This is a genomic window from Oleiphilus sp. HI0125, assembly GCF_001635355.1.
The window spans coordinates 1-695 of the sequence record NZ_LWGF01001289.1 but is presented as its reverse complement, the minus strand read 5'-3'; the positions used below and the strand labels follow the sequence as shown (position 1 = coordinate 695).

The 695-nt window shown below is 45.9% G+C and carries 1 protein-coding gene; it reads right to left on the bottom strand.

The annotated features are described in order from the left end of the window. The coding region (locus A3762_RS22345) for a PhoX family phosphatase (protein WP_156493673.1) at positions 1 to 695 on the bottom strand (695 nt) is incomplete at both ends.

Sequence of the window (695 nt, the reverse complement as noted above, 5' to 3'; positions counted from 1 at the left end):
CATAGGCGTTGCACCAACAATATCTGCCGCAATGCGCGTGTTGATTAACAACTCAGCCATATCATTAAAACGAGCCGCTAGAGCTGGAACATCCACAGACAATTCTAACCAGTCCCCAGAGCCATCCTCGTTAAAACGAGCAACATACAAAGTACCTTCATCTAGCGGGCTCTTGCCATCAGCAATTGCATGTTCCCATGCCATCGATGACTCAAACTTGTAGCAATAATCGAAGCGTTGGTCATCGCCCATGTAACAAGCAACGCGACCGTCATCTAGCTCTTTAATCGCAATAGCTTCGTGCTTGAAACGACCAAGTGCAGTGCGCTTAACAGGTTTTTGCGTGCCATCGAATGGATCGATCTCAACAATCCAACCAAAGCGATTTGCCTCATTCACGTAGTCTTCGTCATTCAAATCAAAACGCTTATCAAATGCGTACCATGCATAACCAAAACCAAATTGATTAAAACCATAACGCGCTCGTTCTTCTGTTAGTGTCACTTCACTGATAGAGCCAAAGTAACCATTGAAGTTTTCTTCACAAGTCAGATACGTACCCCATGGCGTGTACCCGGCACCACAGTTGTTCACAGTGCCAAGTGCAATATTACCTGCTGGGTTTTGTAATAATGGAGAATCCGCCGCTGGCCCAGAGAATTGCACTGGCGTATTAACGGTAATACGGCGCGTAT